Source organism: Pseudomonas sp. JL3 (assembly GCF_031570575.1).
In the GTDB taxonomy this organism is placed as follows: Bacteria; Pseudomonadota; Gammaproteobacteria; order Pseudomonadales; family Pseudomonadaceae; genus Aquipseudomonas; species Aquipseudomonas cucumis.
The window spans coordinates 89,260-113,633 of the sequence record NZ_JAKWJK010000015.1; the positions used below are offsets into that span (position 1 = coordinate 89,260).

Genomic DNA, 24,374 nt, shown 5'->3' on the forward strand with positions numbered 1-24,374 from the left:
AAAAGGAGTCGTTGAGTGTCAGTTCTGTGAGGCGTCGGCCAGGTACTCGTGCCACTCAGGCGGCAAGCGTTGCTGCTGACTCAGGCCGCTCAGACGCTGGTGTTGCGCCGGGCTGAGCAGGTCGAAGGCAATCATTCGGGGCAGCCCGGCGGACACCGTTCGTTCGGCAGCGAGCTGTTCGTCCAGTAGGTCGAGGGCCAGTTGGTTGAGGGTGACGCTGTGTCGTTGCGTCAGGCCGATCAGGCGGCGTATGTCGAGCCCCATGCCCAGTGCTTTGAGCACCAGTTGATGGAAGGCCCGTTCGCTGTAGTGACGCGACGGGTAGAGGGTGTCCAGGGCGAGGGCGGCGAACACCTGGCTGTTACTGGTACGCCCGGCTTGCAGTGCCAGTTCCACGCAAAGCCCGCGACTGTCGAGCCAGTCGAGGGCTTTCAAGGTGGCGATTTTTTCCTGATCGTCACCCCACAGGAACAGTTGGCGCAGCAACGGCAGTTGCCCGGCCTGGGGTTGTTGCTCCAGGACCTGAGCCAGCAACAACGCCCGCGCCAACTGAATGTTGCTCCAGCCGGGATTGTGGGGCAGTGGCTGTTCCTTGAGGTTGCGCCTGCACTGGCTGCTCAACAGCGCCGCAGTATTGGCGTCCGGGTGTTGGGCAAGCCGCTCCTGTGCCTGGTGCCACCACTGCAGCTCGGTGTCATCGAGCTGCAGTGTGAGGGCCTGGTGTTGTTCGGCGAGGCAGTCGTGGCGCATTTCGAGGGCCGCCGATGGCGATGCAGTGACGTCCATGTTCATGTCGGTTTGATCCAGCGCTGGAAGTGTGGAAGCAGGAAAAACACCAGAACGCATAACAGGCTGCCCAGTGGCTGGTTGGCCACAGCCAGCACCAGGGCATCGAACAGTGGCAGAGCCGCCAGGCCAGCGCCGATGAAGGCACGGACTTGCCGTTGCTGCGGGTGGGCCAAGTGGTGCCAGTAGTGCCAGCCCAGCCAGCCAAGCCAGAGCAGTAGCACCGGCCAGAACCAGGCGTTGTCGGAATAGATCGCCAGCGCCAGCGGGCTCAACATCAGCAGTAGCGGCAGGCGACTGAGCAACTGGTTGTTGTGTTCCTGACGAGCCAGGTAAGTCAGGCCGCTGATGTAGACACCCAGCAACATGGCGCACAGCCAGATCGGCTCCGGCGGCACCGCCAGGCTGGCCGCTGCCGTGAGGTAGAGGGCCGAGCGACAGGCGCCCATCAACCAGACGCTGTGGGCGTATTTCTTGTGCAGCAAGTTGTAGCCGAGGATGCAGCCCACCAGCAGGGTGGCGCTACCCAGCAACCAGTGCGGTTGATCGATCAACCGGCTCAGGCCCAGTACCGAGGCCGCAGCCAGTATCAGCAACAGCGCAGTAGCCAGCCCCACTTGTTGGCGGCTGACCAGACCCAACGTGATGGGGCGCGGGTTGTGGTGCTGTTGGTCCCAGTCGGCGTCCAGCAGGTCGTTCAACAACATGCCGGCCAAATACAGCAGCGACAGCGCGGCCAGCAGCAGGATCCACACCAGCGACGACGGTGGCGCCAGGGCACCGGCACTGCTGGCCAGCAGGGCGGCGGCCAGGGTGTTGGTCCACACCGTGGGCAGGTTGGATACCCTGCCCAGGGTCATCCAGGTCTTGAGGTTCGGTGATGTCTGGCTCATCGCGCGCAGCCTTCGCTGAGGGTGAGTACCGGGTCGATGCGGGTGGACAGTCGCTGCAACGCTTGCTCCATCCGCGCGGCATCGATCTCATGCAGGTCCACCGACTCGCCGATCCGGCTGAGCATGGGGATGGAGAGTTGCCCGCCCAGGTGCTGGCGGAATTCCTCCAGCCCGAGCAAAACCTGTGAGCGCCCCTGTGCATCTTTCAAGGACAGTTCCGGCGGGCACAGGTTGAAGCCGAGCTTAAGCAGCAGGTTCAGCACCCGTTCGGTATCGGTATCGCTCAACAGTCCCAGGGCATTGGCATAGAGTCCATCCAGGGCCATGCCCACCGCCACGGCTTCACCATGGCGCAGTCGGTGCTGGCTGAGGTTTTCCAGTTTGTGCGCGGCCCAGTGCCCGTAATCCAGTGGTCGTCCGTTACCGCGTTCGAAGGGGTCGCCGGCCCCGGTGATGTGCGCCAGGTGCAACTCGGCGCAACGGCGGATGGCATAGCGGCTGGCCGGGTGATCGAAATGGGCGAGGGCGTCGGCCTGTTGCTCCATCCATTGGAAGAAGGCCTGGTCTTTGATCAGCGCCACTTTTACCGCCTCGGCCAATCCGGCGATCTGGTCACGGCGGGTCAGGCTGGTCAGCAGCTGGAAGTCGTTGATCACCGCAGTGGCGGGATAGAACGCCCCCAGCAGGTTTTTCTGGCCGAAGGCATTGATGCCGTTTTTCACACCGATGCCGGCGTCGTTCTGCGCCAGCACGGTGCTCGGGATGCGGATCAGGCGAATGCCACGGTGGAAGGTGGCGCAGGCGTAGCCCACCGCATCCAGCACCGCGCCGCCGCCCAGGGCCAGCACATAACAATGTCGGTCCAGCCCATGGTGCAACATGTCGCTGTAGAGCTGCTGCAACACCTGCGAATCCTTGCTCAATTCGCCGGCCGGCACCGTAATCGGCGCGGCCTGCAAGTGCAGGTCCGCCGCATGGGCGGCAAAGTAGGCGTTGATCTGTTCCAGCAATTGCGGGGCGCTTTGCAGCAGTTGTTCATCGGCGAACACCAGTGCCGTCACCGACCCTCTGTGCCGGGCGGTGAGCTGCTGGTGCAGGCAGGGATTGGCCGGATCGAACAAGTGATCGGTGAACAGCACCGGGTAGTCGTAATTGACCTTGAAACGCCCGTGCAGTGGTTGCTCCGCGTCGTGCCTGCGCAAGGTCTTGAACAGGCTGTACCCAGCGATAAACAGCCCGGGCAACACCATGCTGGCGAGGAGGGTCACCAGCAGCGCGTTCTGCTCGACGAGGAAGGTGCCGATGGCGCTGTAGGCCAGTGCCAGGCCGGCATTGGCCAGGGTGGTGACCAGTAGAAACGCGCGCAGCGGATAACGTTGCATGCCGGCGGCCACCACCGAGGTTTCCGCCAATACCGGCACACCGCGCAGGCAGATCAACGACAGCGTGCCCAACCGATACGCCAACTGCCCCGGCTGGCGCTGATGCAGACCCAGGCGGCCGGACAGCAGACGAAAATAGCCGGCCCCCAGCGCATAACCCAGACCGGCACCCAGGCACAGGCCAATGAAAATCACCAGATAGCCGCCGAGACTGCCGAGCATGGCCACGGCCAGCAGCGCCACCATGCTCGAAGGCACCGGCAGCACCACATCCAGCGCGAGCAGGGCGATCAGCAGCAGTGCCAGGTTGAGTTTCTGAGTGGGTGTGGAGGGCAAGTACAGGTTGAGATGGGTCAGGAAGTCCTGGATCTGTTGTTCGAACAACAGAAAACTGACGATCACCAGGCCTGAGAAGCAAAGCAGTGACAACCAGAAATGTCCGACCGGCCCCTTTTGCGAGAACGCACGATACCCATGGCTGCGCTTCATCAAGCATCCCTCTTTTTTGTTATGACTGATTCCGTGTCAATAATTAAAAGCAGCGTCTGGTCGGTTTTAGATCAATAGATTCTCTCGCCTGAGGGGCCGGTTTATGTACGGTTCGGTTACGTCTGTAGAGATAGTTCTGAACTTAGACGGTCGTTGTGTTTTTGCAAGGTAGCTTGATGGCAATCTGACTTTTTCACCTGCGTCGACGGATGCCCTGGGTCGATGTTAAAAATGTTATTTTGAAAAAAATACTTCACAGCTGCCGGCCGACTCGATCCTGCGCGGCATCATGACCGTGCTCGGCGCGCCGCTGGTGGCGCTGCTGATCGATACCTTGCTGTGTGCCTGGTTGCTGGGTTCGCGCCGGGGCTGGAGTCGTACTCAGGTGTCTGACGTGATCGGCTGGGCCTTGCCTGGCGTGGCCATGGTGATCCTGATTGCCGGTGCCGGCGGTGTGTTCGGCAAGGTGTTGGTGGATACCGGAATCGGCGCCGTGGTCTCCGATATGCTGCGCACCACCGGCCCAAGGAGCTACCATGCCTCGTTTTGCTGCAAACCTCAGCATGCTCTATCCGGAACATGAGTTTCTGGACCGCTTCGCCGCCGCTGCCGCCGATGGTTTCGAAGCCGTGGAATACCTGTTTCCCTACGACTACAGCGCTCAGGAACTCAAACAGCGCTTGAGCGATAACGGCCTGGTGCAGGCACTGTTCAACGCACCGCCCGGCGATTGGGCGGCGGGCGAGCGGGGCACGGTATCGTTGCCGGGGCGGGAGAGTGAATTTCGCAGCGGTTTCGATCGCGCGCTGGAATACGCCGCGGCGCTGGGCAACTCGCGCATCCATGTGATGGCCGGGCTGCTACCGTCGGAAACTGATCGCCCACGCCATCACGGCGTGTACCTGGAGAACCTGGCTTATGCCACCGCGCAGGCCGCCAAGGCCGGCATCACCGTGCTGCTGGAACCGATCAACACGCGGGACATGCCGGGCTTTTTCCTCAACCGCCAGGATCAGGCCCAGGCCATCTGCAAGGAAGTGGGCGCCACTAACCTGAAGGTTCAGTTCGACTGCTACCACTGCCAGATCGTCGAAGGTGACCTGGCCACTAAACTGCGTCGGGACTTCGACGGCATCGGCCATATCCAGATCGCCGGCGTGCCGGATCGACATGAGCCGGACCTGGGCGAAGTCAATTATCCCTATCTGTTCGAGTTGATCGACCAGTTGGGTTATGACGGCTGGGTAGGGTGCGAATACCGGCCGCGTGGTAACACCTCGGCCGGCTTGCAGTGGCTGCGGGACTGGAAGGCGCGCTAACGCCCTACACGTTGCTATCGGAAGGCAACAACAGTTCGACACCCTGCTTGCGAATGCTATCGGCCGCGGCAGGGATCATCGGTGCGCCGCTTTCGGCGGCGATGTCCTTTTGACTAGGCATTCGGGCTCCAGAATGAAGAAATCCGCAGGCAAGGAAAGCGGGGCAAACATAGTAGCGAATCTACGGTAAAGGGACGAGTTGTTGCGGGTCGTTATGGCGACAAATAGCTCTTCTGTATACGCGCCAGAGTGCCGTCATCGCGAAGCGTTTCAACCGCCGTGCGCAAGTCTTGCACCCGTTGAGCGGAGCAACGCCTGGAGCAAGCCAGATAGAGCTCCGCTCTGCTCATGACCGGGCTCATGAACAGCTTGCGTTCAGACATCTTCGGCCAGATGTATTGACTCTCGGGAACACCGTTGAACCAGGCATCAAGGCGACCTTTCAAGAGCATCTGCGCGGGGTTATCGCCAATGGTCAGCGGATGGATCTGCTCGTCGCTGAAGCCTTGTGCACGCAGGATTTCCTCCTGCGCACTGCCCAGGCCGACGCCGATCACCCGGTAGGTTTTTTGGGCTTGTGCAAAGCTGCTCACCGGCCGGTCGAGGCTGAAAAAAGCGCGCTCCATGGACATGATCGGTGCGACCCAGGTGAAGCGATCTTCGCGTTCAGGCGTGCGAGACAAGGGGGCGATCAGAAGATCCTGCTTCTCGCTGACGTATTTCTGCGCTCTGGCCCAGGGAAGCCCATGGACATGAGCGACATAACCAGCGTTGGCAATGGCCGTCAGGACGGCTTCTCCGACCATTCCGTGGCCTTTGGAGCCATCGACAAACGTCAGTGGCGGCGCGTCAGGGATATACAACTCAAGCGGCAATGGCGCGCCTGAGGCGTTACCTGCAATAAGCAACGATACCGACAGACAAAACCTGCAAAGCGCTTTTGTATTGGCAATTAATACCCATGAGCTCTCGCTCATGGTTGATAGGTCAGGCATTGAACGTAGAAGGGCGCCACAAGTCACCAGTGGTGTTGATCACAAGGATGATGAGTCTGCCGACCGTTTTTTGTTATTGAATCCGGTTTCGACACGGCATTCTACGCAAACTTGAGGTCAGGACACATCATCCCCCAGGTGCCGAAGGAGGAAGGCGCTGATCTGGTCCAGTGCCCGGCGGGCTTCTTCGAGTTGATCGCTCATGCTCTGGAAGACATGAATCATTCCCGGCCAGACGTCCAGGTGTACCGCCACTTCGGCGCTGGCCAGGCGGCTGGCGAGTCGGGTTGAATCGTCCAGCAGGCATTCCCGGCTGCCCACCTGGATCAGCACTGGTGGTAGATTCTGAAGGTCACCGTATAGGGGGGAGGCCAGCGGATTCAGTGGTTCGGCGCCCTGCAGATAGGTGTCGGCCATAAGGGTCTTGCCAGCAAGCGGGCCGAGCAATGGATCTCGAGCCTTCTGCAAATTCCAGGACGCTCCCGTCTGAGCCATGTCCACCCAAGGCGACATCACTACCGCAGCCGCGGGCAGCGGCAAACCAGCGGCCTTGGCAGCCAACATCAGAGCCATGCACAGACCGCCGCCGGCACTGTCGCCGGCCAGCACCAGGTGTTCGGTGTTCACACCGTTTTCGAGGAGTGTACGGTAGACATCCAGAGCGTCCTCTACGGCGGCCGGGAAAGGGTGTTCCGGGGCCAGGCGGTAATCGATGCAAAGGGTACGAATCCCGCTGCGGGCTGCCAGTTGGCTGACGAGCGGGCGATAGGCCTGGGCGCTGCCGAATGAGTAGCCTCCGCCATGCAGATACAGCAAGACGAAGTCAGGCCGGGCATCTGTGGGAATGGCCCAAAGCCCGCTGACGCTGGCCAGACTGGCGGCCTCAAAGGTCACGCCCTCGGCACAGGAGCCGGCGCCGAAGAGTTGTTCGGCCTGTTGACGTTGTTGGTCGATAGTCAGCGAGCCGAGGGAGGGCAGTTGGCTGAGTTGTTCGATGATGCCGTCGATGTTGTTGTTATGGGGCATGTGGACTCCGGGGCGCGTGTTATGGGGCAAACTAGTTAACTTTAAATATAGTTAATCACCATAACTATATTGGCAAGATAATTTCGTTTCATCCTCATCTACAACGGGTCTGCATTGACTCGGCCTGAGTCAGGCCGATGCCTGTCGGTACTTCTTCAATCGGTAGGCAAACTGCGCACGACTCAACCCCAGCAGTCGTGCGGCGGCGGCCAGATTGCCTTCGCTCTTTTGCAGCGCTTCGTCGATCAACCGCGACTCCAGACCCTCAATGGAGAAGCCGTGTTCCAGGCGAGCCAGGGTTTCCAGCAAGGCCGGGCGAGGCTGCGTGTTGGCGGGGCCCGGGTCAGTAGCTGCGAGGCTGCCATTGCCGTCCAGAGAGTACGCCTCCTGTGGCATGGGTTCGTTGCGAAACAGGTGGACCAGGTCGATGGCTTGACCATCTTCGCTGGCGATCAGGCCGCGCTCGACCAGGTTCTGCAATTCCCGAACGTTGCCGGGGAAGTCATAGCGCAACAACACCTTCAGTGCGCGCATGGTCAGCCCGGCGGGCTTGCGGGCGTAGGCCTGACAGAAGCGTCGCAGAAACGCGTTGACCAGCAACGGGATGTCATCACGACGTTCACGCAATGGCGGCAACGTGATGGGGTAGACGTTCAGGCGGTAGAACAGGTCCTCACGAAAGTCTCCGGCCGCCACGGCTTTGCGCAAGTCGACATTGGTTGCCGCCACCACCCGGACATCGACCTTTATCGGCTGGCTTGCACCGATGCGCTCGATCTCACGCTCTTGCAGCGCACGCAGCAACTTGCCCTGCCCAGGCAGGCTGAGGCTGGCGATTTCATCGAGAAACAGCGTGCCGCCGTGAGCCCGTTCGAAGCGTCCAGGGCGCGAATGGGTCGCGCCGGTATAGGCGCCGCGTTCGACACCGAACAGTTCGGCCTCGATCAGATTGTCCGGGATCGCGGCGCAGTTGAGGGCCACGAAAGGTGCTTGATGGCGTGGGCTGAACTGATGCAATTGACGGGCGAACAATTCCTTGCCGACTCCGGACTCGCCGCTGAACAGCACTGTGGCAGGCGTCGGCGCAACCCGCTGCAAGGCGAGGGTCGCGGCATTGAAGGCGGCGCTGGCGCCAATGGGTTTTGGCCCGCCGGGTGTTTCGCTGTCGTCGTCCTGAGGCGCGGGTGCCGGGGCGGGACGCTGCTTCGGGGCGACGCCGGATGGCGAAGCGGTGAGGTAACTCAGGTCCTGTTCGACATCGCCCCATTGCTCGGCGGTCTTGCCGATCACCCGGCAGCTCTCATGGCCCATGCCCCGGCACTCGGTTTCACGGAAGATCACCAAGCGGCCGAACAGCCCGCTGACATAACCGATGGCATAGCCCAGTTCGGTCCAGCACACCGGATCCTGGCCGATCCCGTAGGCGGCGATATGTTCGTCGGCCTCACAGGAGTGGTGCCAGAGGAATTCACCTTCGTAGAAGCCTGAGTCGGCGTCGAATTTGAAGTGCAGGGGTTCGACCTTGGTCATGCCTTCGAGTGTGTGCAGGCGCGTGCCGGCGGAGAAAACCGCCGCGGCATCGGCGTCTGGCCAGCGCTCGCGGATCAATCGCGCATCGCGTGCGCCGGACAAATAGCCGGTGCGGGTAAACAGACCGCGGGTCTGTTCCAGGCCCTGGCGCTCGATAATCTCCCGTCGCAGTGCGCCGAAGGATGAACTGTGCAATAGCAGCATGCGCTGGTCGTTGAGCCAGATACGTCCGTCAACCGGGGAAAAGAACAGGCATTCGGCTAACTCGGCCAGGGTCGGTGAGTTGCCCTCGGTCAGTTGAGTGCTGTCTCCTCGGGGCGAGAAATGTTCCTCCTGCACCGCGAGATGAGGAAGCAGCGAATGGGGATTATTCATTGTTATATGCCCCTGAGCGAGTCGACTGATCGAAATGATCAATTAGCAAAACAGTTATTAAACATAACTTTATCATTTGGACAAGTGGCCGGGTGTCGACCGAGCGCCAAACGCCTTGCCCTTTTCATCGGTACTCCTCTCAAACCTTCAGGCCAGAGCCTTCGCTACCTAAAGCGCGTGGCAACGGAAGAAGTCGGCACAGCCCTTGCTCTAGTGCTTTCAAGACGCTGCATCATTTTCGCGAGGCCGCGTCAGGCAATGACAAACACAAGAGCCGGGAGACCGAAATGTCGGTAAGTGAACCATCTGATTTTCTGCGGGACGAGCCGTGGTGCGAACGCATCTTCAATGGCGACTGGATACGTCCATTGGGCGGCGTCAACAGAGTCATCGAGCCGGCCACCGGCGAGGTACTGACCGTCACCGGTTTAGCCGATGCGGCGGACATCGCGTTTGCCACCCTGACCGCCGCTCGTGTTCAACCGGCCTGGGCGGCATTGGGGCCACGGGAACGGGCAGAGATCTTTCGCAAAGCAGCAGCCCTGGCCCAGCAACACTTTGCCGAACTGGCGCTGTACATCGCTCGGGAAAGTGGCGGCAGTCTGTTCAAGGGGGAGCATGAGGTTCGTGAGGCGATCGTCTTGCTGCATCAGGCCGCCGGTCTGCTGTCGCAACCCCATGGTCTGGTTCTCCCAAGCGAAGCGGGGCGTTTGTCCTATGCACGCCGGTTGCCCCATGGCGTGGTCGGGGTGATCTCGCCCTTCAACTTTCCTCTGGTGCTCTCCCTGCGCTCGGTGGCACCGGCGCTGGCGGCCGGCAACGCGGTGGTGCTCAAACCCGATCCGCAGACCCCGGTCAGTGGCGGTTTCATCATTGCCCGGTTGTTCGAGGCGGCCGGTTTGCCAAAAGGGTTGCTGCAGGTTTTGCCGGGCGCAGCAGTGGCCGGAGAGGCCCTGTGCCGCGACCCGCAAGTTCGGATGATCGCGTTCACCGGTTCGACTGCGGCCGGGCGCAAGGTCGCGGAGGTGGCTGGGCGTCATCTGAAAAAAGTCGCCCTGGAACTGGGCGGCAAGAACTCGTTGATCGTGCTCGAAGATGCCGATCTTGAGTTGGCGGCGAGCAATGCCGCCTGGGGTGCCTGGCTGCACCAGGGGCAAATCTGCATGGCCACCGGACGCATCCTGGCCCATGAATCGATCGCTGAAGAACTGGTCCGCCGGCTGGCAGAGAAAGCCCGGGCGATCACGGTCGGCAATGCCGCTCGTGGCGAGGCGGTCTTGGGGCCTTTGATCAACAAACGACAGTTACAACGCGTGCATGAAATCGTCACGGAGAGTGTGACTGCCGGGGCAAAACTGCAAGCCGGCGGCGAGTTTGAACAGCTGTTCTACCAACCTACGGTGCTTTCCGGCGTGCGCCCGGGCATGCGCGCATTCGACGAGGAGATCTTCGGCCCGGTCGCCACGGTGGTGAGTTTTACCAGTGACGATGAGGCCATCGACCTGGCCAACCGCACCGAGTATGGCTTGTCCGCGGGGATCATTTCGCCTTCCGTCGGGCACGCGATGGCGATGGGCGAGCAACTCAATTGCGGTCTGCTGCACATCAACGACCAGACGGTTGCCGACGAATGCATCAATCCCTTCGGCGGACGCGGTAACTCGGGTAATGCCGGCAGCGTAGGCGGCCCGGCCGACTGGGATGAATACACCCAATGGCAATGGGTGACGGTCAAGGATAAGGCGCCGCGTTACCCGTTCTGACGGGCCGTTTTTTTACCGGGTCGATAAGGTAGGTCGGCCCACCGAGTACACAAAAATAATAAGAGGACTCAACATGAAACTCGACAACAAGATTGTGCTGGTCACCGGGGTCTCCTCGGGTATCGGCGCCGCTACTGCAAGCCTGCTGCGCGCCCACGGCGCCCACGTGATTGGCCTCGATCTGAAGGCCCCGCACATGACCCTGGACGGCTTTGTCCAGGGCGATTTGAGCAGTGCCGAGAACATCGACCGGCTGTTGCCGCAGCTACCGGCACGGATCGACAGCCTGTGCAATATCGCCGGGGTGCCGGGCACCGCAAACCCGCAATTGCTGGCGAAGGTCAACTACCTGGGGCTGCGTCACCTGAGCCAGGCATTGCTGCCGCGCATCGCCGCTGGCGGCAGCATCGTCAATATCGCCTCGATCCTCGGCGCCGAGTGGCCGTTACGCCTGGAACTGCACAAGGCGCTGGCGCGCATCGAAGGTTTCGCCGCCGCACAAGCCTGGCTGGCCGAGCACCCGGTACTGGATGAGACCTGCTACCAGTATTTCAAGGAAGCCTTGATCGTCTGGAACTACCTGCAGGCCCAGCCCTGGTTTCTCGAACATTCAGTGCGCATGAACAGCGTGGCGCCGGGCCCGGTCTTCACGCCCATCCTCGGCGACTTCGTGAGCATGCTGGGTGAAGCACGGACCCAGGCCGATGCCCATCGCATGAAACGGCCCGGTTATGCCGATGAGGTGGCGGCGGTGATCGCTTTCCTGTGTGCCGACGAGTCGCGCTGGATCAACGGCGTGAACCTGGCAGTCGATGGCGGATTGGCCTCCACCTACATCTGAAACGCACACCCGTAGACAGCGGCGCAAGCCGCTTGCCTGAGCGTGTTGGCTGGCGCCATGCGTGCAAAGCCATGCCAAAAATAAAAATAATGAGGAGCGTCCATGGACAACGTTAAACGTTGCTTTCGTTTCAAGCATTGCGCCCTGTTTCTGGCGTTATGCAGCGCAGGCGTGATGGTCGAAAGCGCCGAGGCCATGCAAATGGACCTGGGGGATTCGGACTGGAAACTGCGTTGGGACAACACCATCAAGTACAGCCAGGCCTGGCGTCTGCACGGTCAGGACAGCCGATTGGTCAACGCGCCGACCGCCAATGGTCTGTACCCGTCGATCCAGAGTCAGGGCGATAAAAACTTCAGCCGCGGCCTGGTCTCCAACCGTCTGGACCTGTTTTCCGAAATGGACCTCAGCCGCCAAAACTATGGGCTGCGTGTGAGCGGTGCGGCCTGGTACGACGATATCTACAACCAGGACACCGACAGCAGCGAGCAACCGCATTTCCTCAGCGAAACCCGCAAGCTCCATGGTCGCGACGCGGAAATTCTCGATGCCTTCGTGTTTCTGCGCGGTGACCTGGGCGAAGACTCCCAGGGCGTGGCGCGTCTGGGCCGGCACAGCCTGATTTACGGTGAAAGCCTGTTCTACGGTGGCAACGGCATTGCCAATGCCCAGGGCCCGACCGATGTGGTCAAGCTGCTCAGCGTGCCGGGGACTCAGTTCAAGGAGATCCTGCGTCCGGTCAACCAGATCTCCGGGCAGTTGCAGATCAACCCGCAGTTGTCGGTGGGTGCTTACTACCAGTTCGAGTGGGAACGTTCCAATCTGCCCGGCGCCGGCAGCTACCTGAGCGATGCCGATGCCATTGGTTATGGCAGCGGTTCGCTGCGCGAAGTGTTTGGCAACGACACGGTGAATGGCGGCGATTTGAAACCGAGGAACTCGGGGCAGGGCGGTATGCAGATTCGCTTCAAACCGACCGGGACCGAGCTGGAGCTGGGTTTCTACGCCGCGCAGTATCACGACAAAGCCCCGATCGGTCTGTATGCCTACCTCGACGGTGCGGCCGCGGCGGCCACCGGGCTGCCGATCCTGAGTTCCTATCGTCAGGTCTACGCCGAAGACATCAAGACCGCCGGCGTCAGCTTCTCCACTGCCTATGGGCCGTTCAACTTTGCCGGTGAAACCTCCGTGCGCTGGAATGCGCCGCTGGTGAGCAACCTGCAAGTGGTGACCCCAGGCATGGAGGCCGATGGCGGCGATGACTCATTGTTTGCCCGAGGCAAAACCGCTCACGCCAACCTGTCGGCGATTTACCTGTTATCGCCTGGTGCTTTTTGGGATGGCGGCTCGGCACTGGCCGAGCTGGCGTGGAACCGCACCCTGAGCGTCACCAAGAACGCCGCGGCCCTGGATTCCAACACAACGCGCGATGCCACTGCATTGCGGGTACTGGTGGAGCCTGCGTACTTCCAGGTTGTCGACGGGATCGACCTGACCGTGCCGATCGGCATGGGCGTGGTGCTCGATGGACGTTCTTCGGCCGTCAACAAGTCGGGGTTCGGAAATACCCATTCCGGCGACTGGAGTGTCGGGCTCAAGGCGACCTACCTGCAGCGCTGGGATGTCGGCCTCAACTACGTGAACTTCTTCGGGGCGCCGAAAGCCGGGCTACGCGAGGACGGCAATTTCAGTTACGGGCAGTCGCTGGCCGACCGCGATTTTGTCTCGCTCTACGTGAAAACCTCATTCTAATAAGGTGGATTCGCCATGCAGAACAACGCTTTTCTGAACACTTGCGTCCTCACCCTGACACTGGCCGGCATCAGCCTGGCGCAGGCAGCGGTGTCACCTGAACAGGCTGCACGCTTGAAGTCCGAACTGACGCCCCTTGGCGGCGAGCGCGCCGGCAATGCCGATGGCAGCATCCCGCGATGGGATGGCGGTTACACCAAGGTCGCGCCCGGCTACAAACCGGGCGACAAACGTGCCGATCCATTCGCCGGCGAGAAACCGCTGTATTCAATCAAGGCCTCGAACATGGAGCAGTACGCCAGTGTGCTGGCCGAAGGCACCAAGGTTCTGTTGAAGAAATACCCGGACTATCGCCTGGATGTATACCCGACCCATCGCTCGGCAGCGGCCCCGCAATGGGTGTATGACAACACCGGCAAGAATGCCACCCGTGCCACGCTGGATGTGGAAACCGAAAAAGTCGCCAGCGCCTATGGCGGCATTCCGTTCCCGATCCCGGACAACGGCGCGCAAGTGTTGTGGAACTACCGGTTGTCCTGGCAGGGCGGCGAGACCATCAGCGCACCTTTTGATACCTGGCTGATGACCGCCGGTGGCAAGAAGGTCCAGGCGACCCGAGCCCTGTTCAGCTATCAGTTTCCCTACTACTCCGAAAGCGGCAGCCTGGAAAGTTTTGCCGGCAAGTACCAGGTAGGCAAGCTGCTGACCGAATTGCCGTCATCCAAGGCCGGCGAAGGCCTGATGACCCATTGGGACATGGACCCGGCCAACCGTGCGGCCTGGCAGTATCTGGTCGGCCAGCGCCGGGTACGCCGAGCGCCGAACATTGCCTACGACACCCCGGACTTCGTCACCTCTGGCGTCGGTCTGTTTGACGAAGCGTTCATGCTGTTCGGGCCTACCGACCGCTACGATCTCAAGCTTGCAGGCAAGAAAGAACTGATCGTCCCCTACAACAATAATCGCGCCGGCCTGGCCAAGAGCGACGATCTGGTCAAACCGAACTTTCTCAATCCTGATCTGGTGCGCTGGGAGAAGCATCGGGTCTGGGTGGTCGAGGCCACGCTCAAATCCGGCAAGCGCCATGTGGTGCCGCATCGGACCTACTACGTCGACGAGGACTCCTGGCAGATCCTGATGGTCGACGGGTATGACGCCCAGGGCAAACTGGGACGGCAGATGTATTCGCTGACGCTGTTGGCGCCGGACCTGCCGGCGCTCACTGCGCAAGTCATGTGGGGCAGCTACAACCTCGATACTGGCGCCTACTTCCTTAACGCTTCGAGCAACGATCTGGCGGTCCAGTACCAGACGATCGCAAAACCTTCGGCTTCCTTTTACACACCGGATGCCATGGCCAACGAAAACATGCGTTGAACCATGGAGCGCCGTGACGAGCGAAAAGCTCGTCGCGGTCGCTGGCGATTTTCCAGGCGGGATAAAGACATGAACGTTGAAAAAAGCTTTGCGAGTTTCGGTCTGCGATGGAGTGCCTGCGCGCTGACGTTGTGCCTGTTGGCGAGCACGTCCATGGTTGCGCAGGCCGCGACGTTCGCGGTACTGCAGCAGCCGGCACTGCCGACCGCCAAGGCTGCGCGAGCGGTATTGCTTGGGTTGGCCCGGGCTGGCGAGCGTCTGGTGGCGGTCGGCGAGCGCGGCATCGTGCTGCTCTCGGATGACTTTGGAATGACTTGGCGCCAGGCCCGTGTGCCGGTCAGCGTCAGCCTGACCGCGGTGCAATTCGTCGATGCCGAGCAGGGCTGGGCGGTCGGTCATCTGGGCGTGGTGTTGCACACCGAGGACGGTGGCGAAACCTGGCACAAGCAACTCGACGGTGAGCGTGCCGCCGCGCTGGCGGTGCAGGCCGCGGAGCGCGATACCGATCAACCGGGCGGCGCCAGCAACCTTGCGCAGGCACGGCAGATGCTGGATGACGGGCCGGATAAACCGTTTCTCGACCTGTACTTCAGTGACCGCCTGCATGGCTACATCGTTGGCGCCTACAACCAGATTTACCGCACCGACGATGGCGGGCGTAGTTGGCGGCCGTGGATGCAGCATGTGGACAATCCGCAGGGCCTGAACCTGTATGGGATCCGCGCGTCGGGTAACGATCTGCTGCTGGTGGGGGAGCGCGGTTTGCTGTTGCGTTCGACCGATGCCGGGCATTCGTTCCAGGCCCTGAAATCACCTTATGAAGGCAGCTTTTTCGGTCTGCTCGGCACCCGCGGCGGAGCGTTGATTGCCTATGGACTGCGCGGCAACGCCTGGTGGTCCGAGGACCGTGGTAGCAGTTGGCGACGCCTCGACACCGGCATCGAATCAACACTGGCGACAGCCATCGAGCTGCGTGACGGCAGCTTGTTGTTGGCCAGCCAGAGCGGTGAGTTTTTGTTCAGTCATGACCAGGGGCGCAGCTTCGACAAGCGCCAGAGCCGCAGCGGTGGGACGGTCGCTGCCGTGCAACAGACAGCCGACGGCGGTCTGGCCAGCGTCGGTTTGAGTGGCGTGGCAACTGACCAGGATCCGCGGGCCTCCGCCAAACCTTGAAACTTCACGGTGTAGCGCTATCGGGCCATGGCCCGTGCAACAGGAGTCAGACTTGAAAGACGACAAAACCCAAACCGTGATCGGCCGCCTGGAAGACTTTGACCAGGCTTCAGGCAACTTCGCCGAGCGAATGATCTTCAACCATCGACCGCTGGTGATCCTGCTGTGTCTGCTGGTGACATTGGTGCTCGGTTGGCAAGCCACGCGCATCGGTATCAATGCCAGTTATGAGAAGACCATCCCTACGGGGCACCCCTATGTCGCCAACTTCCTGGAGAATCGAAGCGAGTTGAGCGGTCTGGGCAACTCGCTGCGGATCGCCGTGGAGGTCAAACAGGGCAGCATTTTCACCAAGGACTACCTCGACACCCTGGCCAGGCTCAACGATGAGCTTTATCTGCTGCCGGGTGTCGATCGGCCCTACATGAAGTCGTTATGGACCCCGACCACGCGCTGGACCGCCGTGACCGAAGAGGGGCTCGATGGCGGCACCGTGATCCCCGACGACTACGATGGTTCGGCGGCCAGTATCGAGCAGGTGCGGACCAACGTTGGCCGTTCTGGTGAGGTCGGCCAATTGGTCGCCGGCAACTTCAAATCCAGCGTGATCTTCGTGCCGTTGCTCGAAGTCAGTCCGCAGACCGGCAAAGCCCTGGACTACGGTGAGTTCTCCCGGCAATTGGAGGCGCTGCGGGACAAGTACCAGACCAATGAACTGCGAATCCACATCACCGGTTTCACCAAAATCGTCGGCGATCTGATCGAGGGGCTGACCCAGGTCTTGTTGTTCTTCGTGATGGCGGTGCTGGTGACCGTGGTGGTGCTTTACGGTTACACCCGCTGCGCGCGCAGCACCCTGGTCGTGGTGACTTGTTCGTTGGTGGCAGTGCTTTGGCAGATGGGCCTGCTCGCGATGCTTGGGTTTGAGCTGGACCCGTACTCGGCGCTGGTGCCGTTTCTGGTGTTTGCCATCGGCATGAGCCATGGCGCGCAGAAGATGAACGGCATCATGCAGGACGTCGGTCGCGGCACCCACCGAGTAGTGGCCGCGCGTTATACCTTTCGCCGACTGTTTGCCGCCGGCATGACCGCTTTGCTCTGCGATGCGGTGGGCTTCGCCGTGTTGCTGCTGATCAACATCCGGGTGATTCAGGACCTGGCGATCACCGCCAGTCTCGGCGTGGCGGTGCTGATTTTCACCAATCTGATTCTGCTGCCGATCCTGCTCAGCTATATCGGTGTCAGCCCGGCAGCGGCGCAACGCAGCCTGAGTTCTGAAACCGCCGAGCTGCAAGCACAGATCAAGCATCCGTTGTGGCGTTTTCTCGATCTGTTCACCCAGCGGCGCTGGGCCATTGGCGCGATGTTGGGCAGCCTGCTGCTGGCAGCGTTTGGTTTTGCCGTGAGCCTGAACCTGAAAATCGGCGATCTCGATCCCGGTGCTCCGGAGTTGCGCGCCGACTCGCGCTACAACCGCGACGCGCTGTTCATGACCCAAAACTATGCGGCCAGTTCGGATATTTTCGTGATCATGATCAAGACGCCGGAAGATCAGTGCACGCGCTACGCCAGCCTGTCTGCGGTGGATGCGTTGGCCTGGCAACTGGAGCAATTGCCTGGCGTGGAGTCGACCACTTCAATGGCGGCGCTGAGCAAGATCGCCACGGCCGGTTACAACGAAGGCAACTTCAAATGGTATGAGCTGATCCCCAATGACGGCGCGCTGGGCGCCGTGCAGACCCGTGCACCGCGGGAGCTGTTCAATCAGGGCTGTTCGATGCTGTCGCTGTACGTTTACCTGGCCGATCACAAGGCCGATACCCTGAATCGGGTGGTGGAGGCGAGCGAGGCCTTCATCGCTGCGCATCAGGTGCCAGAGGTCAAATTCATGCTCGCCGCCGGCAGCGCCGGAATCGAAGCCGCGACCAATATCGTGGTGAAAAAATCCATGCACGAGATGCTGTTCTGGGTCTACGGCGCGGTCAGCCTGCTGTGCCTGCTGACCTTCCGTAGCTGGCGTGCAACCCTCTGCGCGATGCTGCCGCTGATGCTCACCTCGATTCTTTGCGAGGCGCTGATGGTGGGTCTGGGCATGGGAGTAAAGGTCGCGACACTGCCGGTAATCGCGCTCGGCGTGGGCATCGGCATCGACTATGCGCTCTATGTGTTGAGCGTGATCCTGGCTCGCATGCGTGCCGGTGACACCCTGGCCCAGGCCTATTACCAGGCGCTGTTGTTTACCGGCAAAGTGGTTCTGCTGACCGGCATGACACTGGCGGTCGCGGTATCGACCTGGGCCTTCTCGTCGATCAAATTCCAGGCGGACATGGGCATCCTGCTGGCCTTCATGTTCCTGGTGAACATGCTTGGCGCCTTGATCCTCCTGCCGGCACTGGCCTGGCTGCTGCTGCCGCAGAAGGTCTTCGCAAAAAAGCCTGAGACGAGCCAGCTTGTGCAATGGGTCAAGGAGAGCTGAAGGGCTCGGCACGCCGGGCCCACAGGTCTCGCGTTTTAACTGACGGGAATCAGGCCTTGGCCTTTTCCATCGATACAGTCAGTGGGGCTGAACGGGCAATCACGCTAATGATGGTCAGTGCTGCAATCACCAATCCGGGGGAGGTCGCCAGCAATACCCCGGTGGTGCCGGCTCCGGCCGCCAGAATCTGCCCAGCGGCCAAGGGCCCGGCGACTGACCCCAAGCGACCGATGGCCACTGCTGCGCCGACGCCGGTGGCACGCACCGAGGTTGGGTACGACGGCGGTGCCAGCGCATAAAGCACCAGTTGCGCCGCCATCACAAACAGCCCCGCGGCAAACCCGGCGATGCCCATAGGGACGATGCCCACCGACAGGCCGACCCCCGCCAGCGCTGTCAGCAACCCGGTATAGACAAACAGCACCACCTTGATGCCGTTGCAGCGATCCAGCAGCAGCCCGCCGAGCAGGGAGCCGAGGGCGCCGCCGATATTGAACAGCATCTGCACCAGGCCAGCCTGGGGTTTGCTGAAACCCTGTTCCAGCAGCAGTGATGGCAGCCAGTTGAGCAACATGTACATCACGGTCAGGGTGAAGAAGTAGCTCAACCACAACGCCAGGGTGACGCGAGCCCGGCCTTCGCCGAACAGTGCCTGGCCGGTTGAGGCGCGCGCCACGTTGACGGTGCCTTGTTGCTGGCGAAAGGCGCTGGACTCGGGCAGCAACAGGATCATCAGCGGCACCACCAGCAAGGGCGCGAGACCGCCGATGATGAAGGTCGTCTGCCAATGATCGGTGAACAGCATGGCGACCACCGCCGCCAGTGCTCCACCCAACGGCACGCCGGCATACATGATGCTGATGGCGGTACCGCGACGTTGCTCACCCACGGCTTCGGCGCACAGGGCGATCAGGTTGGGCAGGGCGGCGCCCAGGCCCAGGCCGGTCATGAAGCGCGCCAGCAGCAGGCTGGAGAATGTGCTGACGTAGGCAGTGCTGAGCGAGAACACGCCGAACAGCAGCACGGCGCCGATGAGGATTTTTTTGCGGCCGATGCGATCGGCGATCCAGCCGCCGAAGAAGGCGCCCGGCAGCAAGCCGATGATGCCGGCACTGAACACCCAGCCCATCATTTTCGGGTCCAGGGCAAAGGTCTGGCGCAGGCCCGCGGCGGCAGTGCCGGCAGCCTGCAGGTCGAAGCCTTCAATCAGTGCAACGATAAAACACAGGGCGATGGTCAGCGTCGTACGACGTGATGGGGTGTCCATGGCGAACCTCATTATTGTTTTTGTGAGTGTGCTGACGGGTGAGCGCGAGCCTGCTCGCCTCAAGCGATGACAGGCTGGAATTAAGATTAACAAAGATAACTAAAAAATGAACGACCAAGGTTTTTGGTCAAAAAATGGCATTTATCTTATTAAAATCAACGTCATGACGTATTGGTTAAGAAGGATCTAAAAAATAGATAATAATATTAATGTTCGTTTATCGGTCATTGTGGATTGACGTCACCCCTCAGCTGTTTCCATTCTCTGGCCGGGGATCCCTGGGACAACCCAGACGATCCCGTTCAAAAACAACAACAATAAGTGGACATCGAACATGCCAAAGCTCCCTTGGAACGCCCTTGCGGCGACTTCAGCCTTACCTGTTCGCGCACCTTGCCTGATCCTGTTGGGCTTGAGTTTGATTGCCACCCCGGCGCTGGCCGAAGGCTTCATCGACGACAGCCACGGTACCTTGACCTTGCGCAATTACTACCTGGATCGCGACTACAAGGATGACGGGGCGAAAACCGCGGCCAGGGAATGGGCTCAGGGTTTCATCATGAATGTGGAGTCGGGCTTTACCCCGGGGACTGTCGGCTTAGGCCTGGATGCTCGCGGGCTGATGGGGGTGAAGCTGGACTCGTCGCCGGACCGTAGCGGCACCGAGTTGCTGCCGGTGTCCAGCAGCGACAAGCGCGCGGCGGACGAGTATTCGCGCCTGGCCATGACCGCCAAAATGCGTTTTGCCCAGACCACGGTGAAGACCGGCGATGTGTCGATTTTCCTGCCGTTCGCTTTCGCCAGCCCGTCGCGGCTGTTGCCGCAGACTTTTCGCGGCACCACCCTCAGTTCAAAGGACATCGACGGGCTGACCCTCAACACCGGCTACATCGATCGCATCAACAAGCGTGATTCCACCGACTACCAGCCGATGAGCATCGCCTCGCCGAACCGGCGTTTCAACGGCGCGGCCACCTCATCGCACATGGCCTATGTCGGCGGCGATTATCAGGTGAACAAGGACCTCAGTCTGCGTGCGTATCACGCCGAAGTGGCGGACCTGTACCAGCAGAACACCCTGGCCTTGCTGCACAATCTGCAGGTCGGCGAGGGCATGCTGACCACCGATCTGCGCAGTTTTTTCAGCGACGAGGATGGCAGCGCCAAAGCCGGCAAGGTGGACAACCGCAACCTGTCGGCACTGTTCGGCTATCGCTTTGGCGGCCATCGCCTGAGCTTGGGCTATATGCACGCCAGTGGAGATACAGCGACGCCTTATGTGTCGGGCACCGAGTTGATGGGCATGAGTGAGCTGACCATGAGTTCGGACTTCCTCAATGCCAAGGAGCGGACCTGGCAAGCGATGTACGACTATGACTTTGCCGCCGTCGGGGTGCCCGGGCTGAAGAGCCGGCTACGTTATGTGCGCGGTGACCATATCGAACTGGCGGCGCTGAATGCCGATGACCGCAAGGAGCGGGAATTCCAGATGGAACTGGGGTATGTGATCCAGAGTGGCCCGCTGAAGAACGTCGGGCTGATGGCGCGCAAGTCGATCTATCGCAATGACTTCCCCGCCGGCGCGGCGTTTCGCGATGAAAACCAGACCCGCTTTCTGGTGCTCTACACCGTGCCGATCTGGTAAGTCGTTTTACCTGTCATGAAGCCGGCCGTTCCCCAGGAATGCGCCGGCATTGGCGTTTCAGGCCTGATAGACCTTTTTCAATAGCCTGAGCAGTTCTTCGCGTTCCTGGCTGTCGAGGTTGGACGTTGCATCCATGTCGCTCTCGGCAGCGATCAGTTTCAGCTCCTTGAGGAGAGCCTCGCCGGTCTTGCTGAGAAAAATCCCATAGGAGCGCTTGTCCGGTTTGCAGCGCACCCGCACCGCCAGCGCGCGGCTTTCCAGTTTGTTCAGCAGTGGCACCACTTGCGGTGGCTCGATGGTCAAGGCCTTGGCCAGGTCGGCCTGCATCAGCCCGGGGTTCTGGTCGATGATCGCCAGGGCCGAGAACTGCGCTGGTCGCAAGTCGTGGGCCGAAAGCCGGCCGATCAGATTCTGGAACAGTTTCAACTGCGCCCGGCGCATGGCGTAACCGATCAGATCGTCCAGGGCGGAATCCAGCGGCGCCTGGGTTTCGGCGCTGTCGGCAGGGGCCTCGGGGGCGGCGGCAATCTTGGAAGACTTGGCCATTACAGGGTGAATCCTCGGCTGGCGGTTAAGAAGACTATCTAGTTTGCCGAGATTGGCCGGGGATAGCCATGACCTCTTTCAGATCTCTGGGCGTTGGGCCTGTTTTCGGGACGAAAAACATTTGGTTAATTGGTTTAATAGTTAATTGACATAACTAATATTCGGGTTTAGTTTTTACCCATCGTCAAGCCAAGAACAAGAGAGCAACGCCATGAGCAATTACGAAGGTCGCTGGACAACGGTCAAAGTGGAAATCGAGGAAGGCATCGCCTGGGTCATCCTCAACCGCCCGGAAAAACGCAACGCCATGAGCCCAACCCTGAACCGCGAGATGATCGACGTTCTGGAAACCCTGGAGCAGGATCCGGACGCCGGTGTGCTGGTGCTGACCGGTGCGGGCGACGCCTGGACCGCCGGCATGGACCTCAAGGAATACTTCCGCGAAGTAGACGCCGGCCCGGAAATCCTGCAAGAAAAAATTCGCCGTGAAGCCTCTCAATGGCAATGGAAACTGCTGCGCATGTATGCCAAGCCAACCATCGCCATGGTCAACGGTTGGTGCTTCGGTGGCGGTTTCAGCCCGCTGGTGGCCTGCGACCTGGCGATCTGCGCCGATGAAGCGACCTTTGGCCTGTCGGAAATCAACTGGGGCATTCCGCCAGGCAACCTGGTGAGCAAGGCCATGGCCGACACCGTGGGCCATCGCCAGTCGCTGTACTACATCATGACCGGCAAGACCTTCGGCGGGCAGAAAGCCGCCGAGATGGGCCTGGTCAACGAGAGCGTCCCCCTGGCGCAACTGCGTGAAGTGACAATCGAGCTGGCGCGTAACCTGCTGGAGAAAAACCCGGTGGTGCTACGTGCGGCCAAGCACGGCTTCAAGCGTTGCCGTGAGCTGACTTGGGAGCAGAACGAAGATTACCTCTACGCCAAGCTCGATCAGTCACGCCTGCTGGACACCGAAGGTGGCCGCGAGCAGGGCATGAAGCAGTTCCTCGACGACAAGAGCATCAAGCCCGGTTTGCAGACGTACAAACGCTGAATTCCGGCGTTGAAATCAAGGCGAGCTGGCCGGGCGATCGAGCGTCCGCCAGCTGTTCGCCCCGGCGCCCAGGCGCTACTGTGAGCCCCTCGACTGTATTCCCGATAAAGACAATAAAGAGGAATCACCATGCTGGACGTGCCCCTGCTGATCGGCGGCCAGTCGTGCCCCGCCCGAGACGGTCGAACCTTCGAACGGCGTCATCCGGTGACCGGCGAAATCGTGTCGCGGGTTGCCGCCGCCACCCTGGAAGATGCTGACGCCGCCGTGGCCGCGGCCAAAGCGGCATTTCCCGCCTGGGCGGCCCTGGCCCCCAATGAACGACGCACCCGGTTGCTGCGTGCGGCCGAGCAGTTGCAGGCCCGCAGCGCAGAATTCATCGCGGCCGCCGGCGAGACCGGCGCCATGGCCAACTGGTACGGTTTCAATGTGCATCTGGCGTCCAACATGCTGCGTGAAGCCGCGTGCATGACGACCCAGATCACCGGCGAAGTCATTCCCTCCGATGTGCCCGGTAGTTTCGCCATGGCCTTGCGTCAACCCTGCGGCGTGGTGCTGGGTATCGCGCCCTGGAATGCCCCGGTGATCCTCGCCACCCGCGCCATCGCCATGCCGCTGGCCTGCGGCAACACCGTGGTGCTCAAGGCCTCGGAACTGAGCCCGGCGGTGCATCGGCTGATCGGCCAGGTGTTGCAGGACGCCGGCCTCGGGGATGGCGTGGTCAACGTCATCAGCAATGCGCCCCAGGACGCCGCGGCAATTGTCGAGCGGCTGATCGCCAACCCGGCGGTGCGTCGGGTCAACTTCACCGGCTCGACCCATGTCGGGCGCATTGTTGGTGAACTGTCGGCGCGTCATCTCAAACCGGCGTTGCTGGAACTGGGCGGCAAGGCGCCGTTCCTGGTGCTGGAGGATGCCGACCTGGACGCAGCGGTGGAGGCTGCGGCCTTCGGCGCCTTCTTCAACCAGGGGCAGATCTGCATGTCCACCGAGCGCCTGATCGTCGATGCCAAAGTGGCCGATACCTTTGTCGCCAAACTCGCGGTAAAGATCGCCGCCTTGCCCGCCGGCAACCCCAACGCTGAAGGTTCGGTGCTCGGTTCTCTGGTGGACAGCAGCGCCGGTGAACGCATCAAGCTGTTGATCGACGATGCCCTCGACAAGGGTGCAACCCTGGTCACGGGTGGCCAGCTGGAGGGCAGCATTTTGCAGCCGACCTTGCTCGACGGCGTCACCGATGCCATGCGCCTGTACCGCGAAGAGTCCTTCGGCCCGGTGGCGGTGGTGTTGCGCGGCGAGGGCGATGAAGCACTGTTGCGTCTGGCCAACGATTCCGAGTTCGGCTTGTCGGCGGCGATCTTCAGTCGCGACACCGGTCGTGCGTTGGCCTTGGCCCAGCGGGTCGAGTCTGGCATCTGCCATATCAACGGCCCGACCGTGCACGACGAGGCGCAGATGCCGTTCGGCGGGGTCAAGTCCAGCGGCTATGGCAGTTTTGGCGGCAAGGCGTCCATCGAGCACTTCACCCAATTACGCTGGGTGACCTTGCAGAACGGACCGCGGCACTACCCGATCTGAGCAGGCGCCGCAGCGTCGGGCGACGAGCGCTTGAGAGCGGTCGCCGCCCGCGTGCAGGCCAGATATAACAATAACAAGGCTGCAGCCACAGGCTGCCATGCCCCGGTTGAACGCATCGC

Annotated in this window: 18 protein-coding genes and 1 pseudogene; 11 read left to right on the top strand and 8 right to left on the bottom strand. The window is 61.2% G+C overall.

The window, feature by feature from the left end:
- Nucleotides 1-18: 18 nt before the first annotated feature.
- From MMG91_RS22365 to MMG91_RS22375, 3 genes are read right to left on the bottom strand one after another with little or no spacing between them, the layout of a single operon-like run.
- Complete coding sequence (locus tag MMG91_RS22365; protein WP_310660729.1) at nt 19-792, bottom strand: EboA domain-containing protein; 774 nt, start codon at nt 790-792, stop codon at nt 19-21.
- Complete coding sequence (locus tag MMG91_RS22370; RefSeq protein WP_310660730.1) at nt 789-1,679, bottom strand: UbiA family prenyltransferase; 891 nt, start codon at nt 1,677-1,679, stop codon at nt 789-791. The genes MMG91_RS22365 and MMG91_RS22370 overlap by 4 nt, the downstream gene beginning before the upstream one ends.
- Entirely contained in the window at nt 1,676-3,550 is a 1,875-nt protein-coding gene (locus MMG91_RS22375; RefSeq protein WP_310660731.1) for a 3-dehydroquinate synthase, read from the bottom strand. The genes MMG91_RS22370 and MMG91_RS22375 overlap by 4 nt, the downstream gene beginning before the upstream one ends.
- Nucleotides 3,551-3,800: 250 nt before the next feature.
- Here MMG91_RS22375 and MMG91_RS22380 point away from each other — a divergent pair.
- Together MMG91_RS22380 and otnI are read left to right on the top strand one after the other, a co-directional pair.
- Nucleotides 3,801-4,073, top strand: a pseudogene (locus tag MMG91_RS22380) (transporter); the annotation flags it as partial.
- A gap of 13 nt (nt 4,074-4,086) precedes the next feature.
- Complete coding sequence (gene otnI / locus MMG91_RS22385) at nt 4,087-4,869, top strand: 2-oxo-tetronate isomerase (protein WP_310660732.1); 783 nt, start codon at nt 4,087-4,089, stop codon at nt 4,867-4,869.
- 212 nt (nt 4,870-5,081) lie between these two features.
- Here otnI and MMG91_RS22390 read toward each other — a convergent pair whose 3' ends face one another.
- The 3 genes from MMG91_RS22390 to MMG91_RS22400 form a co-directional block, all read right to left on the bottom strand.
- Complete coding sequence (locus tag MMG91_RS22390) at nt 5,082-5,846, bottom strand: ABC transporter substrate-binding protein (RefSeq protein WP_310660733.1); 765 nt, start codon at nt 5,844-5,846, stop codon at nt 5,082-5,084.
- A 135-nt stretch (nt 5,847-5,981) separates the two neighbouring features.
- Nucleotides 5,982-6,890 (bottom strand): alpha/beta hydrolase, encoded by a 909-nt coding sequence (locus MMG91_RS22395; protein ID WP_310660734.1) that lies wholly within the window; start codon nt 6,888-6,890, stop codon nt 5,982-5,984.
- Between the two features lie 129 nt (nt 6,891-7,019).
- Nucleotides 7,020-8,795, bottom strand: coding sequence for a sigma 54-interacting transcriptional regulator (locus MMG91_RS22400; RefSeq protein ID WP_310660735.1), 1,776 nt, complete (start codon nt 8,793-8,795; stop codon nt 7,020-7,022).
- Between the two features lie 287 nt (nt 8,796-9,082).
- On the opposite strand from MMG91_RS22400, the gene MMG91_RS22405 reads away from it, so the two are divergent.
- From MMG91_RS22405 to MMG91_RS22430, 6 genes are all read left to right on the top strand, one after another.
- On the top strand, nt 9,083-10,558 hold the full coding sequence (locus tag MMG91_RS22405; protein ID WP_310660736.1) for a benzaldehyde dehydrogenase: 1,476 nt from the start codon (nt 9,083-9,085) through the stop codon (nt 10,556-10,558).
- A 73-nt stretch (nt 10,559-10,631) separates the two neighbouring features.
- Nucleotides 10,632-11,399, top strand: a complete 768-nt coding sequence (locus MMG91_RS22410; protein WP_310660737.1) for a coniferyl-alcohol dehydrogenase — start codon at nt 10,632-10,634, stop codon at nt 11,397-11,399.
- A 102-nt stretch (nt 11,400-11,501) separates the two neighbouring features.
- Complete coding sequence (locus tag MMG91_RS22415) at nt 11,502-13,151, top strand: DUF1302 domain-containing protein (protein WP_310660738.1); 1,650 nt, start codon at nt 11,502-11,504, stop codon at nt 13,149-13,151.
- Nucleotides 13,152-13,166: 15 nt separating this feature from the next.
- The gene (locus tag MMG91_RS22420) at nt 13,167-14,528 is read left to right on the top strand and encodes a DUF1329 domain-containing protein (RefSeq protein ID WP_310660739.1); all 1,362 of its coding nucleotides are present in this window, start codon (nt 13,167-13,169) and stop codon (nt 14,526-14,528) included.
- 69 nt (nt 14,529-14,597) lie between these two features.
- The gene (locus MMG91_RS22425; protein WP_310660740.1) at nt 14,598-15,701 is read left to right on the top strand and encodes a YCF48-related protein; all 1,104 of its coding nucleotides are present in this window, start codon (nt 14,598-14,600) and stop codon (nt 15,699-15,701) included.
- Nucleotides 15,702-15,753: 52 nt separating this feature from the next.
- The gene (locus tag MMG91_RS22430) at nt 15,754-18,177 is read left to right on the top strand and encodes an MMPL family transporter (protein WP_310660741.1); all 2,424 of its coding nucleotides are present in this window, start codon (nt 15,754-15,756) and stop codon (nt 18,175-18,177) included.
- Between the two features lie 49 nt (nt 18,178-18,226).
- Here MMG91_RS22430 and mhpT read toward each other — a convergent pair whose 3' ends face one another.
- On the bottom strand, nt 18,227-19,444 hold the full coding sequence (gene mhpT / locus MMG91_RS22435) for a 3-(3-hydroxy-phenyl)propionate transporter MhpT (RefSeq protein WP_310660742.1): 1,218 nt from the start codon (nt 19,442-19,444) through the stop codon (nt 18,227-18,229).
- 334 nt (nt 19,445-19,778) lie between these two features.
- Between mhpT and MMG91_RS22440 the strand changes: the two genes are divergently transcribed.
- Nucleotides 19,779-21,089 carry an OprD family porin gene (locus MMG91_RS22440; protein WP_310660743.1) on the top strand — a complete coding sequence of 437 codons (1,311 nt, stop codon included), beginning with the start codon at nt 19,779-19,781 and terminating at the stop codon, nt 21,087-21,089.
- Between the two features lie 57 nt (nt 21,090-21,146).
- Here the strand turns inward: MMG91_RS22440 and MMG91_RS22445 are convergent, their stop codons facing one another.
- Nucleotides 21,147-21,635 (bottom strand): MarR family winged helix-turn-helix transcriptional regulator, encoded by a 489-nt coding sequence (locus MMG91_RS22445; RefSeq protein WP_063340120.1) that lies wholly within the window; start codon nt 21,633-21,635, stop codon nt 21,147-21,149.
- A 211-nt stretch (nt 21,636-21,846) separates the two neighbouring features.
- Here MMG91_RS22445 and MMG91_RS22450 point away from each other — a divergent pair, with 211 nt between their 5' ends.
- Nucleotides 21,847-22,677, top strand: coding sequence for a p-hydroxycinnamoyl CoA hydratase/lyase (locus tag MMG91_RS22450; RefSeq protein ID WP_038983132.1), 831 nt, complete (start codon nt 21,847-21,849; stop codon nt 22,675-22,677).
- Between the two features lie 129 nt (nt 22,678-22,806).
- A complete protein-coding gene (locus MMG91_RS22455) occupies nt 22,807-24,255 on the top strand; it encodes an aldehyde dehydrogenase (RefSeq protein WP_310660744.1) in 1,449 nt (482 codons plus the stop codon).
- The last annotated feature ends 119 nt before the right edge of the window (nt 24,256-24,374 follow it).